The sequence below is a fragment of the Pseudoalteromonas atlantica genome (genome assembly GCA_007988745.1).
Taxonomy (GTDB): domain Bacteria; phylum Pseudomonadota; class Gammaproteobacteria; order Enterobacterales; family Alteromonadaceae; genus Pseudoalteromonas; species Pseudoalteromonas atlantica.
This window is the reverse complement of the sequence record BJUT01000017.1, coordinates 29182-47166: the sequence shown is the minus strand read 5'-3', so window position 1 is coordinate 47166 and position 17985 is coordinate 29182. Positions and strand designations below refer to the sequence as shown.

The 17985-nt window shown below is 39.9% G+C and carries 16 protein-coding genes; 11 read left to right on the top strand and 5 right to left on the bottom strand.

Annotated elements, in window-relative coordinates; translation table 11 throughout:
• Window positions 1–23: 23 nt before the first annotated feature.
• Window positions 24–2726, bottom strand: coding sequence for a TonB-dependent receptor (locus PAT01_RS09365; RefSeq protein WP_154945385.1), 2703 nt, complete (start codon window positions 2724–2726; stop codon window positions 24–26).
• Window positions 2727–3621: 895 nt separating this feature from the next.
• Window positions 3622–4047: a hypothetical protein gene (locus PAT01_RS09360; protein WP_054982344.1), complete on the bottom strand. Its 426-nt coding sequence runs from the start codon at window positions 4045–4047 to the stop codon at window positions 3622–3624.
• 339 nt (window positions 4048–4386) lie between these two features.
• On the opposite strand from PAT01_RS09360, the gene ccoN reads away from it, so the two are divergent.
• The 11 genes from ccoN (at window position 4387) to ttcA (ending at window position 14434) form a co-directional block, all read left to right on the top strand.
• A complete protein-coding gene (ccoN, locus tag PAT01_RS09355; protein WP_004588826.1) occupies window positions 4387–5820 on the top strand; it encodes a cytochrome-c oxidase, cbb3-type subunit I in 1434 nt (477 codons plus the stop codon).
• 12 nt (window positions 5821–5832) lie between these two features.
• A complete protein-coding gene (gene ccoO / locus PAT01_RS09350; protein ID WP_004588825.1) occupies window positions 5833–6507 on the top strand; it encodes a cytochrome-c oxidase, cbb3-type subunit II in 675 nt (224 codons plus the stop codon).
• Between the two features lie 5 nt (window positions 6508–6512).
• On the top strand, window positions 6513–6698 hold the full coding sequence (locus PAT01_RS09345) for a CcoQ/FixQ family Cbb3-type cytochrome c oxidase assembly chaperone (RefSeq protein WP_004588824.1): 186 nt from the start codon (window positions 6513–6515) through the stop codon (window positions 6696–6698).
• Window positions 6695–7729 (top strand): cytochrome-c oxidase, cbb3-type subunit III, encoded by a 1035-nt coding sequence (gene ccoP, locus PAT01_RS09340; RefSeq protein WP_054982343.1) that lies wholly within the window; start codon window positions 6695–6697, stop codon window positions 7727–7729. Before PAT01_RS09345 ends, ccoP begins: the two co-directional genes overlap by 4 nt.
• Before the next feature lie 141 nt (window positions 7730–7870).
• Window positions 7871–8362: a FixH family protein gene (locus PAT01_RS09335; RefSeq protein WP_138579714.1), complete on the top strand. Its 492-nt coding sequence runs from the start codon at window positions 7871–7873 to the stop codon at window positions 8360–8362.
• Window positions 8363–8370: 8 nt separating this feature from the next.
• Window positions 8371–10746 carry a heavy metal translocating P-type ATPase gene (locus tag PAT01_RS09330; RefSeq protein WP_154945384.1) on the top strand — a complete coding sequence of 792 codons (2376 nt, stop codon included), beginning with the start codon at window positions 8371–8373 and terminating at the stop codon, window positions 10744–10746.
• On the top strand, window positions 10743–10910 hold the full coding sequence (gene ccoS / locus PAT01_RS09325; protein WP_002963071.1) for a cbb3-type cytochrome oxidase assembly protein CcoS: 168 nt from the start codon (window positions 10743–10745) through the stop codon (window positions 10908–10910). Before PAT01_RS09330 ends, ccoS begins: the two co-directional genes overlap by 4 nt.
• Window positions 10903–11574 carry a sulfite exporter TauE/SafE family protein gene (locus tag PAT01_RS09320; RefSeq protein ID WP_138579712.1) on the top strand — a complete coding sequence of 224 codons (672 nt, stop codon included), beginning with the start codon at window positions 10903–10905 and terminating at the stop codon, window positions 11572–11574. Before ccoS ends, PAT01_RS09320 begins: the two co-directional genes overlap by 8 nt.
• A gap of 68 nt (window positions 11575–11642) precedes the next feature.
• A complete protein-coding gene (locus tag PAT01_RS09315; protein ID WP_024032585.1) occupies window positions 11643–12380 on the top strand; it encodes an FNR family transcription factor in 738 nt (245 codons plus the stop codon).
• A gap of 106 nt (window positions 12381–12486) precedes the next feature.
• On the top strand, window positions 12487–13413 hold the full coding sequence (gene uspE / locus PAT01_RS09310; protein WP_024032584.1) for a universal stress protein UspE: 927 nt from the start codon (window positions 12487–12489) through the stop codon (window positions 13411–13413).
• 103 nt (window positions 13414–13516) lie between these two features.
• Entirely contained in the window at window positions 13517–14434 is a 918-nt protein-coding gene (ttcA, locus tag PAT01_RS09305; protein WP_029774533.1) for a tRNA 2-thiocytidine(32) synthetase TtcA, read from the top strand.
• Between the two features lie 59 nt (window positions 14435–14493).
• On the opposite strand, the gene PAT01_RS09300 is transcribed toward ttcA, so the two are convergent.
• From PAT01_RS09300 to PAT01_RS09290, 3 genes are all read right to left on the bottom strand, one after another.
• Window positions 14494–15561: a hypothetical protein gene (locus PAT01_RS09300; protein ID WP_154945383.1), complete on the bottom strand. Its 1068-nt coding sequence runs from the start codon at window positions 15559–15561 to the stop codon at window positions 14494–14496.
• 87 nt (window positions 15562–15648) lie between these two features.
• A complete protein-coding gene (locus PAT01_RS09295) occupies window positions 15649–16698 on the bottom strand; it encodes a hypothetical protein (RefSeq protein WP_154945382.1) in 1050 nt (349 codons plus the stop codon).
• Between the two features lie 465 nt (window positions 16699–17163).
• Window positions 17164–17562: a hypothetical protein gene (locus PAT01_RS09290; RefSeq protein WP_096042570.1), complete on the bottom strand. Its 399-nt coding sequence runs from the start codon at window positions 17560–17562 to the stop codon at window positions 17164–17166.
• Window positions 17563–17985: the final 423 nt, after the last annotated feature.

The window sequence follows — 17985 nt, the reverse complement described above, 5'->3', positions numbered from 1 at the left end:
CCTTAATACGATTAATGTGCTAATTAAAACTTAACGTTTACACCAGCAAAGAAACGACGGCCTAGTACATCGTATGTGTACGGGTCAGTGTTAGAATCGTTGTTACCTGTGTAGTAAGGAGGTTGCTTATCAAATAAGTTGTTGATACCCGCAGATAGAGACAGGCTATCATTAACTAAGAAGCTACCGCTAATATCGTGATAAACGACAGAAGGAGTCGTAGGTGCATAACAGCTGTCAGCATCATCTAAACAAGAGTAGCTATCCATACCAGCAATATAACGCGCTTGATACTGTGCATCCCAACGATCGCCTGATACATTTAGTGTTAAATTAGATTTAATATCTGCATACCCACCAGAACCTGATGTAATAAGACCCGCATAATCTACTGTCTCATCAAGTACAGTTACTACATATTCATCTAAATAAGTTGTATCTAACCCGGCTTTCCAATTTAAGCCAGCAGCTTCGAAGCTATACGCTAAGTTTAAATCGATACCAGATGTTTCCTCTGCACCAATATTTTGTAGCTGGTTATTAAACTTAACTCGACCAGTCGCATCCATTGACACATTAGAAGATTGGCATAAAGCAGAGCTTGAATTACCAGCATTATTTAAACATTGATCAACAATGTATTGATTATCAACAGACGCAATTGCATTCTCAATTTCGATTTTGTAATAATCCAATGTCATTGAGAAGCCATCAAGCCACTGCGGCTCATAAACAATACCTGCCGTTAGTGTATCTGCTTCTTCAGGTGTTAATTGGTCATTACCACCTACAGTTACTTCTGCCTGCTCCTGAGCGCCAGGGTAACTAATTTGCTCGAAAGAAGGTGAATTACCAGAGTAAAGTTCAGATACTGTTGGTGCACGGAAAGCTGTAGAAACAACACTACGCAACATTAATTCTTCATTTACTTTCCATGTAAGACCTAGTTTCCATGTTTCATCAGAACCAAAAGTACTGTAATCGAAAGCACGAATTGCAGCACTTAGCTCTACATTTTGAGCAAAAGGTGCATCTGCAAGTAATGGGATAGCAAATTCCACATAAGCTTCATTTACATCAAAACCACCTGATGTTGGTTCTACCATAGGATCATTAGCTAAGCCTTGAGCTGTAAGCGAGTCAGGCGTATACCACGCCTTTTCTTGGCGACGTTCAACACCTGCTGCAAACGCTGCATAACCAGCTGGCATTTCAAACATTTCACCTGAAACAGATGCTGCTAAGATAAATAACTGACTACCACCATTGTTTACTTCAGTGTAAACATTTTTACGGAAATCTTCAGATGTCCATGCATTTTGATCAAGTGGGTTAAAACTTCCCTCTAAGATCTGATCTTGAATGGCACCCATATTATGAAGATTACTTAGCTTATCAACTGAATCGTTACGACCAAAGTTAGCTGATATGTCCCAAGAGTAATCACTAATGAAACCCTGAGCACCAACAACAGCTCTTACTGTATCAACTGACTGTTCAAAATAACGTGCACCTGTATCAGACATGCGACGTCCGTAAGAAATTTTATCACCGTATTGGTAGTTAGTTTCTTGCGTGACGTAATTTCCATTTGCATCTTTATCTAAGTAGCCATCGCCATCTAAGTCAACACGATTATCATAGCTTTGACTTAGAAGTGAATCACCCATATCTTCTGTATATTCAAAATCAAACCATACTGGCTGAGGCGCCATTTGCTGCTCTGACCAACGTTTAGTATAAGTAAACTCAGCAAATAAACTTGTGTCATCAGATAGCTCATAAGTAGCAAGACCAGTTAAGTTTAAGCGCTCCATTGGCGTGTAAAGATAGCTTGAAGGAGAATAGTTGTAAGCATCTTCATTAGTGTAACGATGATAATCGCCACCACGACCAGTAACACCAGAGTCATCAATTAATGAAACACTAATATCTTTACCGCTAGCATCAACGGTGGTACCTTTTTCACCATTACCGTTCCAAATGTGACCGCCTTCGTTATATGAAGACCCTGTACAGTAAAGTCCGTTAGAGCCTTCAGCAAGTGGGCAGTTAGAAAAGCTACGATCTGCCTGCGATGCTTTACCACGGTCAGTGTACTGCATACCGATAACAATATTACCTTTATCGAATGAAGTACCTACAGTGAAGTCAACTGAATTTTCTGTAGCATCGCCTTCGCCAGTGATTGCTGTGTTAGCATTCATGTCTAGGCCTTCGAAATCATCTTTTAAAATGATATTCACAACACCAGCAACCGCATCAGTACCATAAACAGCAGATGCCCCATCTTTAAGTACTTCAACCGATTTAATCATAGAAACAGGGATAGTATTTAAATCGACAGTAGAAGCAGCGCCTGTGCCCGAGTTGATCATACGACGGCCATTTACAAGTACTAATGTACGTTGTGAACCTAAACCACGTAAATCGATAGAAGCATTACCACCCGAACCATTGTTAATACCTGGGTTGGTCATTGCACCGCCAGTAGCAGTCATCTTTTGTAATACGCTATCGATGCTTGTTGCACCCATTGCTTTAATATCGTCTGCACCAATTAATGTAACTGGACTGGCGTTTTCCATATCCGAACGCTTAATGCGAGAACCCGTTACTTGAATTTTTTCAATAGCGTTTGCGCCATCTTCGGCCGCTACTACTTGCATACTTGAGAACATTGGGATTGCTGCGATTACAGCTAAACCAAGAGTTGATTTTTTCATGAATAAACCCTACTTGTTGGAAATTTACCTTGATTGGTAATGCTCACTTTTTATAAGAATTGTGAGTCAGGGGGGGCAACTTAGGCTGAGTTAACTGAACAAAAACTTAATGGAAGATCGCTATATATACAACATCAAAAAAGAATAACCAAAAAAGGTACAAAGGTTATAACTTGTTTCAGTGTTAACTAAAAAAAACAATTAAAAATCATTGAGATAAAACTAATATAAAGCAATTAAAACACACCTGAAATCAAAGTTATGCAGATTGTAATCAAATGTAATTAATGGATAAATATACCCTTTTTAGAAAAATTAACATATTAATCACAGCGCATTAGTAAAACCGTAAAGCTGTAATAAAATTAATAACCATAAATATGCAGATTTACCGCTTAAATAGTCTTATTAAGCTATTTATTTAGTTTTTTTGGTAATATTTTTTGTTCAGCGAGACTTCAACGTTTGCTCGAAACGGGAGGAGTTATTTGATTTAGCAAATCATTAGAGGGTCTTAATTTGAGGGCGTTTAGCTTAATTAAAATAGTTATCATGAAACTAAGCAGGATCTACTTTTACATGCTCGGTAATGCAAGCAATACGCTTTTACTATAAACAAGTAAAATACACCCTATTGGCGTAAGACAATTCACTCCATAACAAGTACGAGTAAGCACACCAACATAAAACAGATGAGAATAAAAAAAGTTTCAGCATACAAGGCAGCAAAGAGGTTTAAATGTGTGTTAGTGCTTTAAATACAATTTTATACACCTGCTATTGCCATATATAAGACGTACCGCTTAATAATAGTGCCTTATTATAGTAATACCTAATTAATAGCTGACTTTTGTTATGTGCTAGTTAAAAAAATGTTTGGCAGGAAAAGGTTACCTTAATACGTTACGTAAAAATTATAAAAGTGAGTGATTTGCTCACCAGTTTGAACATTGCTTAAATTAAGCACCAGTTGCCACAGCATATTTTTCTCAGAGCATATGCCCACCATAGTGTCACTTTTATAAATAGTTGCTTCTTTAGTGAACTTTTGCGGAATAAAACCCATATACATGGTTATACTTTCAAGCTTAGCGTTATCTATTTTTAGGTGGGCGGGTAAATCAAGGTAAATACTAAAGGGGGTTTCGGGGGTAATATTTTTATCACTTAACCATACTTTAACACCGGTATTATAAATACAGCGCTGATTCGTGTCACAATTTGTTTTTAACAGTGCTTTTTGATCTTTTTGGTTGGCATTGTCACAGCCTGTTAATACAAAAAACAGCATTAAAAACAAAGATAATCTATATATATGCATAACAAATTCGCGCTAAATAAAAACAAATCTTAATTAGCATGCTATGAAATAACAATAGCCAGTGTGATGTTTGGTTAATATAGGTACAATCTGTATCAAAAAATAAACAACAAACTCACAAACTTTGATTGATGTCATAATTTTATGTAATTGACCTATCTTTTTTAGGCCAAAAAATTTATCATTTCACCCGCAAAAAATAAGGGTTTCTCGAGTTTGTTTTCTGAAGCATTCAGGCTTTGAACGTTTTAGGTAATACGCTTGGGGAAAATAGTAGGCCCCACTTTAAACGGTGGGTAATTCATTTCTAAACGCATTTATTGCAGCGGAAGCCAGAAAATGAGCCAAACAGTAGCATCACAAACTGAGTATAACTATAAAGTTGTACGCCAATTCGCTATTATGACAGTGATTTGGGGCATCGTTGGCATGAGTATTGGGGTTCTGATTGCTGCCCAATTAGCTTGGCCAGCACTTAACTTTGATACACCATGGTTAACATACTCTCGACTACGTCCGTTACACACGAACGCAGTAATTTTCGCATTTGGTACCAGTGCACTTTTTGCGACGTCTTATTACGTCGTTCAACGTACTTGTCAAACGCGCCTTTTCTCAGACAAACTCGCCGCTTTTTCTTTTTGGGGTTGGCAGCTTGTTATTGTATTAGCCGTAATTACATTACCACTGGGTATTACTAGCTCTAAAGAATATGCAGAGCTTGAGTGGCCAATCGATATTTTAATCGCAGTAGTATGGATAGTTTACGCAGTGGTATTTTTTGGTACGCTGATCAAACGTAAAGTATCGCACATCTACGTTGCTAACTGGTTTTACGCTGGCTTTATTATTACTGTTGCAGTGCTACACATTGTAAACAGCATGGCAGTGCCTGTGTCATTAACTAAATCATACTCAATCTACGCAGGTGCGGTAGATGCTATGGTTCAGTGGTGGTACGGTCACAACGCTGTAGGTTTCCTACTAACGGCTGGTTTCTTAGGTATGATGTACTACTTTGTACCAAAGCAAGCAGGTCGCCCAGTTTACTCTTACCGTTTATCGGTAGTTCACTTTTGGGCACTTATTTCACTTTACATTTGGGCAGGTCCTCACCACCTTCACTACACTGCGCTTCCTGATTGGACGCAAAGTTTAGGTATGGTTATGTCTATTATCCTATTTGTACCGTCTTGGGGTGGTATGATTAACGGTATAATGACGCTTTCTGGCGCTTGGCATAAGCTACGTACCGACCCAGTACTGCGTTTCTTAGTTGTTTCATTGTCTTTCTACGGTATGTCTACGTTTGAAGGCCCAATGATGGCAATTAAATCTGTAAATGCATTATCTCACTACACAGATTGGACTATCGGCCACGTACACTCAGGTGCACTCGGTTGGGTTGCGATGATTTCAATTGGTGCTATTTACCACCTTATTCCTGCGTTATTCGCACAAGGTCGTATGTACAGCGTTAAATTGGTTAACACGCACTTTTGGTTACACACTGTAGGTGTTGTACTTTACATTGTTGCAATGTGGATCTCAGGTGTTATGCAAGGTCTAATGTGGCGCGCAGTTAACTCTGACGGTACACTAATGTACAGCTTTGTTCAGTCTTTAGAAGCATCACATCCTTTCTACATTATGCGCTTTGTAGGCGGTGTATTCATCGTTACAGGTATGTTAGTTATGGCTTATAACGTTCTGCGTACAATTTCAGCTGAGAAAGAATCACTGAAGTTAGACGCGCAAGCACAATTAGCATAACGGAGTGAGATGATGAGCAATAAAAATTCACAAAACAAACATGAAATAGTAGAAAAGAACGTTGGCCTAATGGCTATTCTGACTGTTTTTGCTATTAGTTTTGGTGCATTAGTTGAAATTACTCCGCTAATGTTCCAAGACGATACAACAAAACCTGTAGAAGGTTTGCGCCCACTTAACGCGCTTGAAATGGAAGGTCGTGACATTTATGTACGTGAAGGTTGTTATAACTGTCACTCACAAATGATTCGTCCTTTTCGTGATGAAGTTGAGCGTTACGGTCACTACTCTGTAGCGGGCGAATCAGTATGGGATCACCCTTTCCAATGGGGTTCTAAACGTACTGGTCCTGACCTTGCACGTGTAGGTAACCGTTACTCGGACGATTGGCATTATGCACACTTAGTTGACCCACGCGCCGTGGTTCCTGAGTCGAACATGCCAGGTTTTCCTTGGTTAGCAGAGACAAAGGTTGATACCAGCCTGACTCTGAAAAAACTACAAATTTTCCGTGATACTTTTGCTATTAACCCAGAAAACCCTAAACACCCGGGTTTAGGTTATGGCAGCGACGAAGAGCTACAAGCAGATGTTGATAAAGTTAACGCTATGAATAACGGCGAAGGCGCAACAGAAATGCAAGCCCTAATCGCGTATTTACAGCAACTTGGCACCCACTTGAAGTAATTATTATGGATTACGGAACATACAGAGGCATTTTGACTCTGGTAATTTTAGTATTGTTTATTGTGATTGTTGTATGGGCATACAGCAAGCGTAGCAAAAATCGTTTTGATGACGCTGCTAATGCCATTTTCGAAGATGAAAAAAAACATAACAACACACTCTCTAACGAGGAAAAGGAGTCTGAAAAATGACTAGCTTTTGGAGTATTTGGGTTATTGTATTAACCCTAGCCTGCTTAATCATCATTTTTAGCTTATTAGTTTGGAACCTTAAAAACTATGCTGGCGTAAAAGAAGGTGAAGACTGCGGACATGAATATGACGGCATTACCGAACTAAATAATCCACTACCAAAATGGTGGACGTACATGTTCTTCGCAACATTTATTTGGTCGGTATATTACTTAGCAGCTTATCCAGGTTTAGGTAACTGGGAAGGCTTAGGTAAATGGACAAGCTCTAACCAAGGTATTACCTCTTTAGCTGAATCTAAAGAAGCTACGGCTAAAGCAAAAGAAGAAGGCCGCTATGTAAAGCTTGATAAAGAATACGAAGCAGCACAAGAGCGCTTTGGTCCTATTTTTAACAAGCTTGCACAAGTACCAGTATTAGATTTAGTTAACTCTAAATTTGAAGGTGATGCAGCGCAGCAAGTAGCCCTTGAAAATGGCGAAAAGCATGAACAAACAGACGGCCAGTTAGCACTTGAAATTGGTCAGCGTTTATTCTCGCAAAACTGTGCTCAATGTCATGGTTCAGATGCACGTGGTGCAACTGGCTTCCCTAACCTAACTGATAAAGATTGGTTATACGGTGGTTCACCAGACAAAATTAAAGAAACACTTCTTTATGGTCGTGTAGCAGCAATGCCTTCTTGGAGTGCAGCACTTGGTGAGCAAGGCGTTAAAGAAATGACAGCGCACGTACTTAGCTTGTCTGGTCGTACTGTTAACCAAAAAGATGCCGCTGCAGGTGCCGCTAAGTTTGCGATGTGTGCCGCGTGTCACGGTGCAGATGGTAAAGGCTCTGTTGCACATAACTTACCGTTTGGTGCACCAAATCTTACAGATAACATTTGGTTATACGGTGGCTCTCAACGCGCTGTTGAAGAAACCCTTAACCATGGCCGCGCCGGTGTAATGCCAGCATGGAAAGACATTTTAGGTGAAGATAAAATTCACCTGTTAACTGCTTATGTTTACAGTTTATCGCAAGATAAATAAACACCGAGTTAACTATTAATTAATCTTTTTATTTCAACAGATTAATCCAGATCAAAAAAGCCTCCAGTCGGAGGCTTTTTTTTAGTCTTTTACAAATATTTGCTATAAAATAGCCCTACCTAAACTAATTTTAGAGCAACTATGCAACCTACTCCGTGGTATAAAAATTTTTGGCCTTGGTTTTTAATCTTTTTTCCGCTAGCGGCCATTATTGGGTGCATAACCTTAATTATTACTGCTGTGGGCAACGGCCCAGATATGGTGGTTGATGATTACTATAAAAAAGGCAAAGCAATAAACTTAGAACTTACTAAGTTTGAAAAAGCCAAAGCTCTGTTTTTACATGGCAAGCTTAATGTTACAAACGAGCGTGCCAGTTTTGCCTTTACCAAAGGCGATTATAGTAACGTACACGCTTTAAAGCTGTCTTTTTATCATCGCACCATCAAAGCGCATGACTTTGAAGCAACGCTTACCCCTAATGCAAATAAAGAATTTACTGCCCTTTTAGATAACTACACACCAGGTGCTTACTCTGTATTTATAGAGCCGGTGGATGATAGTTGGAAGTTAAAAGAAAACATTACTCTTCCTACAGAGCAGCCTTTGTTAGTTACCCCAAATTATAAGTAGCCACCACTATGAGCGTTTCTTGCTTTCATTGCCTTGAAAGTGTGCCAAATGGATTTCGCGCAACCGTAACAATAGATAACACGCCACAGCCTATGTGCTGTATTGGCTGCCAAGCAGTTGCGCAAAACATTGTTGACCAAGGCATGACCGACTATTACAAATACCGCACCGTACGCGCTGGTAAAGTAGAGCAGTTAGTCCCTGAGCAACTCGCGCTTATTAAAAGCTACGACAACGAAGACATACAAGATGAGTTTATAGCCACAACCGATAACTTATCCCAAGTACTTTTAAGTGTTGAAGGCATTACCTGCGCCGCGTGTGCATGGCTTATCGAAAAGCAATTACTTAGCTTAAAAACGGTAAAGCGCGTTGATGTTAATACCTCAACTAACCGTGCCATGATCCAATGGGATAAAACCCAAACCCCGCTAAGCGAAATTATTACTTCCTTAGCCAAAATTGGCTATAAAGCTTACCCGTTTCAAGCCGATGACGAAGCCCAACAAAAGCAACAAACAGCAAAAGCCTATATACGCCGCTTAGGTGTTGCAGGGCTGATGACCATGCAAGTGATGATGTTTGCCTTTGCCATGTACTTTGGCATGTTCTCGGGTATGGATAATAACTTTGAGCAATACTTTAGGTGGATAAGCCTAGTGCTTGCCTCCCCCGTTATTTTATACAGCGCATTACCCTTTTTAACTAATGCTATTAATGGCTTAAAAGCAAAACAGTTAAATATGGACTTACCTGTTTCGCTGGCTATTTTTGGTGCGTATAGCGCCAGCTGTTATGCCACATTTATGCAAGTAGGCGAAGTGTATTTTGAATCGGTATGTATGTTTACCTTTTTATTATTATTAGGTAAATACCTTGAGTTTAGGGCCCGATTAAAAGCCAGCGAGTTTACCGCCAACTTACAAAAGCTGCTACCTTTAACCGCCCGCACCCTTGATGATAACGGCCAAGAGCATATTATTGCTGCAAAAAAACTTAAGCTGAATGATGTTGTACTCATAAAAGCTGGCGAAACTATTCCCGCTGACGGAGAGCTTATCAAGGGGCAAACAAGCGTTGATGAGTCGATGATGACCGGTGAGCATCAGCCCGTTAATAAGTTTATTGGCCACAATGTATATGCCGGGTGTGTTAATCACGATGGCGTAATAGAAATAAAAATAAATAAAATTGGCCAAAACACCCTACTAAACCAAATTATACACTTGCAACACACTGCGCTTACCAAGCGCCCTAAACTGGTAGAAATTACCGATAAAGTTGCCCAGTGGTTTATTGCCTGCTTGCTAGTTTTTGCCTCTATAACGGCCGTTGGCTGGTACCAAATTGACCCAGAGCACGCGTTTTGGATCACTATTTCTGTATTGGTTGCCACTTGCCCTTGCGCGCTTAGCCTTGCTATACCTACCGCATTAACGTGCGCTGTAGCCACGCTCACCCGCAAAGGGGTGTTAATTAAACAAGCACATGTGCTCGAAACCCTCTCGCAATTAACGCTGTTTGCCTTTGATAAAACAGGCACCCTCACACAAGGTAAATTTAGCTTAGATGCCATTGATATACTCGATGACACAATCTCTAAAGAGCAAGCGCTTAATATTGCAGCCCAGTTAGAGCGTTATTCTGAGCACCCCATAGCCAGTGCATTTAATAAATACGCCACCACCGAGATTGCCCTTACAAACATTACTGTACACCCTGGTATGGGCATTAGTGCACAAAGCGCAGATGAACATTACGCTATTGGTAAAAGCGGCTGGTTTGACAGTAAAAAAACAAATGCCCAAGCAAGCCTATTTATAAATAAACGCGTAGTTGCTCGTTTTTACTTTATAGATAAAGTAAAACCCGGTGCCAATGAGCTTATAAGTACCTTACAAGCACAAAACTTGAGCTGTCATATGCTCACAGGCGATGCATCAGATGCTGGGCAAAAAATAGCAAAACAATTAAAGCTCAACAGCAGCCAAAGCGCCCTGTCGCCTAAAGATAAACAAACCGCCGTAGAGCAATGGTCATCACAAAACGAAGTGGTTGCCATGGTAGGCGATGGCATTAACGACAGCCCAGTATTTGCCAGTGCCCATTTATCCATTGCAATGGAAACCGGTGCCGACATTTCTAAAAACAGTGCCGATGTAGTGCTGTTAAACAGTGATTTAGCCTCAATTGCGCACCTACTCAAAGTTGCTAAGCAAACCAGGCGAATCATTAAGCAAAACCTGGCGCTGTCTTTGTTGTATAATGCTTCTATTTTACCGCTTGCAGCGCTTGGGCTTGTTGCCCCGTGGATGGCCGTTATTGGTATGTCTGCCAGCTCAATTATTGTGATTAGTAATTCACTAAGGCTTTTAAAGTTATGAGCATAATTTATATTTTAATCCCGATTGCCATATTATTTGTGATTATTGCCATTGGCGTGTTTTTTTGGGCCGTTAAAAGCGAGCAATTCTCTGATTTAAACAAACAAGGTCATAGTATTTTGTTTGAAGATGATAAAGAACAACACAACAAAAGTAATGATTGACCCACTTTACACCAGCGCCTTTTTAATGGGCTTAATTGGTAGCGGACATTGCCTTGCCATGTGCGGTGGTATTGCCAGCTCATTGCAATTGGCCAGTAACAAACGCCAATCTGTTATTTATTCATTTGCTTATAACCTTGGCCGAGCCTGTAGCTACATGCTGGCTGGCGCACTCGTTGCGGGTATAAGTAGCCAATTTGCAAAGCAAAATACGTTTTTTTCTGTAACCCTTTCATTCATCGCGGCTATTTTTATGCTGCTGGTAGGCGTGTATATAATGCGCTTAGGCCCCACTTTGCAATGGCTTGAAAAAATAGGCAAAACACTTATTTGGCAGCATATAGTTAAGCTTAATAAATATTTAATGCCAGTAGATTCAACAGCTAAAGCATTGGGTTACGGCGCTTTGTGGGGGTGGCTACCCTGTGGTTTGGTTTATTCAGCGCTCACATGGGCAATGACCAGCCCTAGCGCATTTGATGGTGCCCTAGTGATGCTTTGCTTTGCGCTTGGCACCTTTCCGGCCATGATCACCTTAGGCCTGGCCGCCCAAAAACTTAATAGTGTTATTAACCACCCATGGACGCGAATTGTGTTAGGCAGTATTATAATTTGGTATGGTGTGTACCTGTTGATCATTGCCACCGACAAACTAGTACATTAATCGTCAGCGGCATTAAGCCACTTGGTTTATTTTCACTGCTGTGTATAAAAATTAAAACGGATTAAATTATGGATTTCTCTCAAAGTCGCGCTAAAAGTAATTGTGCAATTAGCTGTAACAACTGCAGCATCAGCCAATTGTGTTTGCCGTTTTCGTTAAATGGCCAAGAAATGGATAAACTTGACGAAATCATTGAACGCAAAAAGCCCCTGCACAAAGGCGACTACTTGTTTGAATCCGGTGCTGCGCTTAATGCAATTTATGCAGTACGCTCAGGCTCATTTAAATCGTACACATTGTCTGAACAAGGTGATGAGCAAATTACCGGTTTTCACTTAGCCGGCGATTTAGTCGGCTTTGATGCTATTAGTAAAATGGCTCATCAGAGCTTTTCGCAAGCACTTGAAACATCAATGGTATGCGAAATCCCGTTTGATACACTCGATGAGTTAGCAGGTAAATTACCCAAACTTCGCCAACAAATTATGCGTTTAATGAGTAGCGAAATTACCTACGATCAAGAAATGCTGCTACTTCTTAATAAAAAATCGGCAGAAGAGCGCCTAGCGAGCTTTATTTATAACCTTTCGGAGCGCTTTGGCGAGCGCGGGTTCTCGCGTAAAGAGTTTAGATTTACCATGACTCGTGGTGAAATAGGTAACTACTTAGGCCTAACCGTTGAGACCATCAGCCGCTTATTAAGTCGTTTTCAAAAAGCGGACTTAATAAAGGTAGAAGGTAAATTTATTACTATTTTAGACAGTGACGCACTGGCCAAAACGGCAGCAATAATTAAGCCTTGCTAAGCTAATAGGTGTTGTAACTTTGATTTAGAACAACAATTTGAGTGCTACCCCTTTAACTGCTGTGTATTTACGTTACACTGAAAGTAAGTTAAAAAGGGAGTAGCATATGAACACTATTAAACGTATTTTAGCCGTTATTGATCCCACTAAGGATGACCATCACGGTTTAGCTCGCTCGATTGATTTAGCCAAAAAGTCAGGCGCCAGTATTACCGCCTTTATGACTGTTTACGACTTTTCTTACGAAATGACCACTATGTTGTCGTTTGAAGAGCGCGAAGCAATGCGAAAAGCCGTTATAAACGATAGAGAATTATGGCTTAAGGATATAATTTCTACCTACCCAGATGTAAATATCACCACCCAGGTGGTCTGGCATAACCGCCCTTTTGAAGCCATTATTAATACCGTTATTGAACAAGAATATGATTTAGTTGTTAAAAGTACCCATCAGCATGGTGCGCTAAAATCGGTTATTTTTACCCCTACCGACTGGCACTTAGTACGTAAATGCCCCACACCTGTGTTATTTGTAAAAGAAATGGCTTGGCCTGAGCAAGGTAATATTTTAGCCGCGGTCAATGCGGTTAGTGAAAACGATGAGCATGTAGCCCTTAATAAACGCATTATTAAAGATGCACAATTTTTATGTGAACTTGCCAACGCTAAACTTAACTTAGTTAATGCCTACCCTGCTACCCCCATTAATATTGCCATAGAGATACCAGAATTTAACCCTGGGCTTTATAACGAATCTGTAAAAAAACACCACATAGAATCCACCAACGAGCTTGCTAAAACTTTTAGTTTAACTAATGAGCAATGCTTTATAGAAGAAGGCCTACCGGAGGATGTGATCCCCGATGTAGCAAATCGCTTAAATAGCGAACTGGTGGTGATTGGCACCGTAGGGCGCACGGGGCTCAGTGCCGCATTGGTTGGCAACACTGCCGAGCACGTAATTGATAGCCTTGATTGCGATGTCTTGGCATTAAAACCTGATGGCTACGTAAGCCCGCTTGCCAAAAGTTAAACAAAGCCTTAACTAGCGCTTTAATCCCCATAGTACTTGGGTATATAATACGCCACTTTATTTTCAGCAAATAATTTGCCGCATTGTTTTATAAGGGGGCGTAGTGTCTCACTCAGCTCAAGCCAAAGCTCAATACAACTTAAATAAGCTACAAAAGCGTTTACGCCGTCTTACAGGCCAAGCCGTCATGGACTTTAACATGATAGAAGAAGGCGACCGTATAATGGTATGCCTATCGGGTGGTAAAGACAGTTACACCATGCTTGATATGCTTAAACATTTAAAGCGTGTGGCGCCCATTAAATTTGATTTATTTGTTGTTAATCTCGATCAAAAACAACCAGGCTTTCCTGAACACGTTTTACCTGAGTACCTTGATAAACAAGATATTGAATACAAAATTGTAGAAGAAGACACCTACAGCATTGTTACCGATATCATCCCTGAGGGTAAAACCACGTGTTCGCTTTGCTCACGCCTACGTCGTGGTATTTTGTACCGTACAGCCAAAGAAATGGGCGCAACTAAAATTGCCCTTGGCCATCACCGCGATGACATGATCGAAACACTCTTTTTAAACATGTTTTACGGCGGTAAACTTAAAAGCATGCCGGCTAAATTAATGAGCGATAACGGCGAGCATATGGTTATTCGTCCGCTCGCTTATTGTAAAGAAGCCGATATAAGTAAATACGCATTTAGCCAAGGCTACCCTATTATTCCGTGTAACTTATGTGGCTCACAAGAAAACCTGCAACGTAAACACACTAAAAACATGCTAGCGCAGTGGAATAAAGACCACCCTGGGCGTATTGAGAGTATTTTTACTGCAATGCAAAATGTGGTGCCTTCGCATTTAGCCGATACAGAACTATTTGACTTTGAAAACCTAAAAACCGGCGACGTTATTGATGGCGGCGATATAGCACTCGATAAACCAGATATACCTAACGCGCCTGTCAGCGATGAAGATGAAAACCAACAGCAACAAGCTGATGTGGTTACTATTAACCTAAGCTAACGGTTTTAAAAATACAGTTAAGGGGCTACTCGCCCCTTTTTTTATACTCATTAATCCTGCTAAGCGCCTTTATCAGCTAACCCTTTTAAAAACTCTAAACTCATTCGCTCTTGCTCGTTTGCTTGATAAGGCAACTGTTGCAAACTATCGTAGGCAAAATCTGTAATTTCAAACTCAGTAATCTCACTGCTACCAAAACTATTACGCTCACCTTGGCTTGGCGACATGCGCTCTATCACAAAGTCACTTAAACGCATGTTAACCACCCCTTGTGGTAATACCGACCAATGCGCCTTTAAATCCACCGTTTGACTGCCTTGTGAAAGTTTCTTTTTAGTCACCAAATGTGCAAGTGGGGTCGTATCACTGTATAAATTAGCTCTAATTCTATATAAGCCACTTTTAAGTACTTTTAAATGGGCTGTGGCTATCATGTTTTCGTTTTGTGCATAGGCATTATCAAAATCAATAAGCGTCGCACTGGGTGGCATATACTGTATTTGCGCTACTGCAGGTACCTTTTTACCTGCAACATTTGCCTCTACAAATAGCTGTAAATTTCGCGGGTAGTCTTCACTGGCTTTAAATTTAACCGTAGCTTCACCCTGCTGAGCTGTGGTGGTTTTTGAACTGATTGAGGCTTTAGTATCGGTATCGCTTAGCGCTACATTTACCTCTGCTAGGTTTTGCGCAGCAATATTAATGGTTATTTCTTGCGGATATACAAACCGATATTTATCTAAACTAACAACGAGGGCATTACCCGCATCGTCAATGGGGCTTGTAACTGGGTAAAACTGATTAGGCTTTAAACGGTCTTCATCAAGTGCGCTTAAAGGCTGCGAATAAGGCGGGTATTTTAGTGCGCTTTGGTATTGCATTGCCACATGCTCTGCGGCACTGGCCAAGTGCTGATCATAATGTATTTTGGGAGGGCTTTTTGCCTGTTTTTGTTTTGGCACATCAATGGTTATTACCGTGTTTTTATCTGGGCTTGCTGGATCTGTCTTATTTTTTATTGCCAGCGCAGCGGGAGGCTCAAGCGTTTTAACTTCATTTTTATTTGTAAACCACAGTAAAAACATCGCAATACTGACTACAGCGGCACCAATGTAAAACTTTTTCATGTTGCATCAATCCTTTCAAAGCGTGCAGCAAATAACTACACGCTCTAGCGTTTAATACCTAACGCGTTTATAAAATTTAGGTACTTATTAAGGGATCACGCTATAAATAAGTGCCGAGGCACTTTGTGTGTTTGAATCCTTAATATAGCGGTAGTGTTTTTTCCAAAACCAAGTACCCGTTGTTTTATCAAATGTGTTAAAGCCAATATTTTGACCATCTACATTTATATTGTTCATGGCAATTGTGACATTCCCTTTGCGCTGCGCATTATGGATCTCGTTGTGGCTGTAGCTGTCGCTCATCATCATTGGATAATGGTGCGGCATAAAGCTATTAACGGCATCGCCTTGTGATTTTAACTGGCCATTAGTATCAATACTGCTACTACAACTACCAAACGATTTAGCCGCGCTTGCTCCACACGATGAATGCGATGCCACCACCGAATCATCATTACCTTTTAAAAACCCGCCCGTTAAACCTAGGTACTCATTACCATCGGCTACAAAACGTAAACGCGGCGTACGCGCATCTGGAAACGGCGAAATTTTGCGTGCGTTATTTACTTTTAAATCGTGTAATACGCCCACCGCTTCTGTTACATCGCTGCCTAACCACCATTTGAGTGCTGCATCCACTGCAAAGTTCCATGCTGCGCCAGTTAAAGCACTTACGGCAATATCGGCAAGCTCGCTGCCGCCCCCTGCTCCCGCTAAATCAAAGGTCGCCACAATATTAAGTGGTGTCAGGCCGGCATTTTCAAGCCAATTAGCTTGGTTATCAATAATATGGCGAGCAACTAAATCGCCTGTTGAATGCGTCACTAACACACAGCCATCAGCACATAAGTTAGAACGCGATATTTGCTTTAATTTAGGCCATACCCAATCGGTCGCAATTTTACCTTCAATGCGCTCATAGGCAGGCCAATCAATACGTTCATCAGCACGGTTATTCCAATAGGTTTCACCGTCGTTAATTACATCGCTGCCCGACTTATTGGTTATTTGCGATACCTGCAAGCCGTGGATCAGTATAATTTTGTGCTCTTTACTCAGTGCAGAAAAGCTCATTAAAAACGCAGCGCTGGCAAAAAGTAGATATTTAAGTGTGTGTGTTCGTTTAGAGTTGTTCATATAAATCCTTAATGTGTTCAGTGTTTTATTTTTATGCCTATGTACTTAAGGTATTCATTTACACATGTGCAGGCGCACATGCATTGACCAGTATTAGGAACAACGCTCAAAAATGCAACAATTTATTATCATTTAAATTCTGTTAAATCTATATTGACTGTATATTCAATTACTTAAATTTAAATAATTGCAATATTTAGGACTGTAACGATTCTATAATAATAGAATTACCATCTATTTTTAACACTTTGGTGAATGAATTAATGTATACTTAAATATTTTTTCTTTTTTAAAATGACTAATATTTACTAGTAATCTAAGTCACGAATAAATCTACTCTTTTAAGAGAAGCTTATATTAATAAAAGCTATCTAAATTGTATTTTGAAGGAAATATCGAAGTGGAAATGCTAAGTTGAGAGATCAAGCAGAACACTTGATCTAAGATGATAATTCTTAAGCTGAACTAAAAATATAGGCTTTCTATTGTTTCACCACCGATTTTAATATCACACTTATCGCCAGACTTTGAGTTTGATGACTGAATTGCACCAGCCACTGCACCAAAAACCCCTCCTTTGCTACTCAAAACTGAGCCAAAGTAACAATAACTAGAAATATGTACATCTTGATAGTCACTTGCTAAGTTTAGTGTAGGAGTATATGGGGGAAAGCGCCCTTTCAATAAAGGATCTCCATTTACAGTAAGTTGTAATTCGTTGCGATTCTCATCATACTGACCACCAAACACATAAGTTTGTCCTTGATATGCAATAGTTTTTTCTTGTGCTTGAATCGGCGGTGTTGACCCACAACCAGCTAGAGCAAGTACGGGTAAAACACTGATAATAATTTTTTTTAGCATAACTGAATAAATTTCCATATAAATTAAATGAGCGAAAAATATACCCTAATGAATATTAACTTTCAATAGAGTCTTTTCTTATTATTTATTATATATAAACATAACAATAAACAACCTTGAGAACCATTAATAAAATAATTTTCTCTCTGCTTTAAACTTACAGCAGTATAAAACTAACTTTTCTTAAAAATTTTATAAATAAACCGGCTTTATAAAAAGAGTAAGTTCAGTATAAACTTATACTAATTTGCTAATTAAGTAAGCTATGCTGGGCTAGGGTGATTGCGTTAATAGTCAGACAAAAATTTATTCTAAATAAGAGTTTTACACAGCTAGAGATGCCTCCAATGAGTGCTGCGGGTTAGTTATACATATTGCCGTAGATGTTTCCCTATACAGCTTATTAGATGCAACTCATATTTC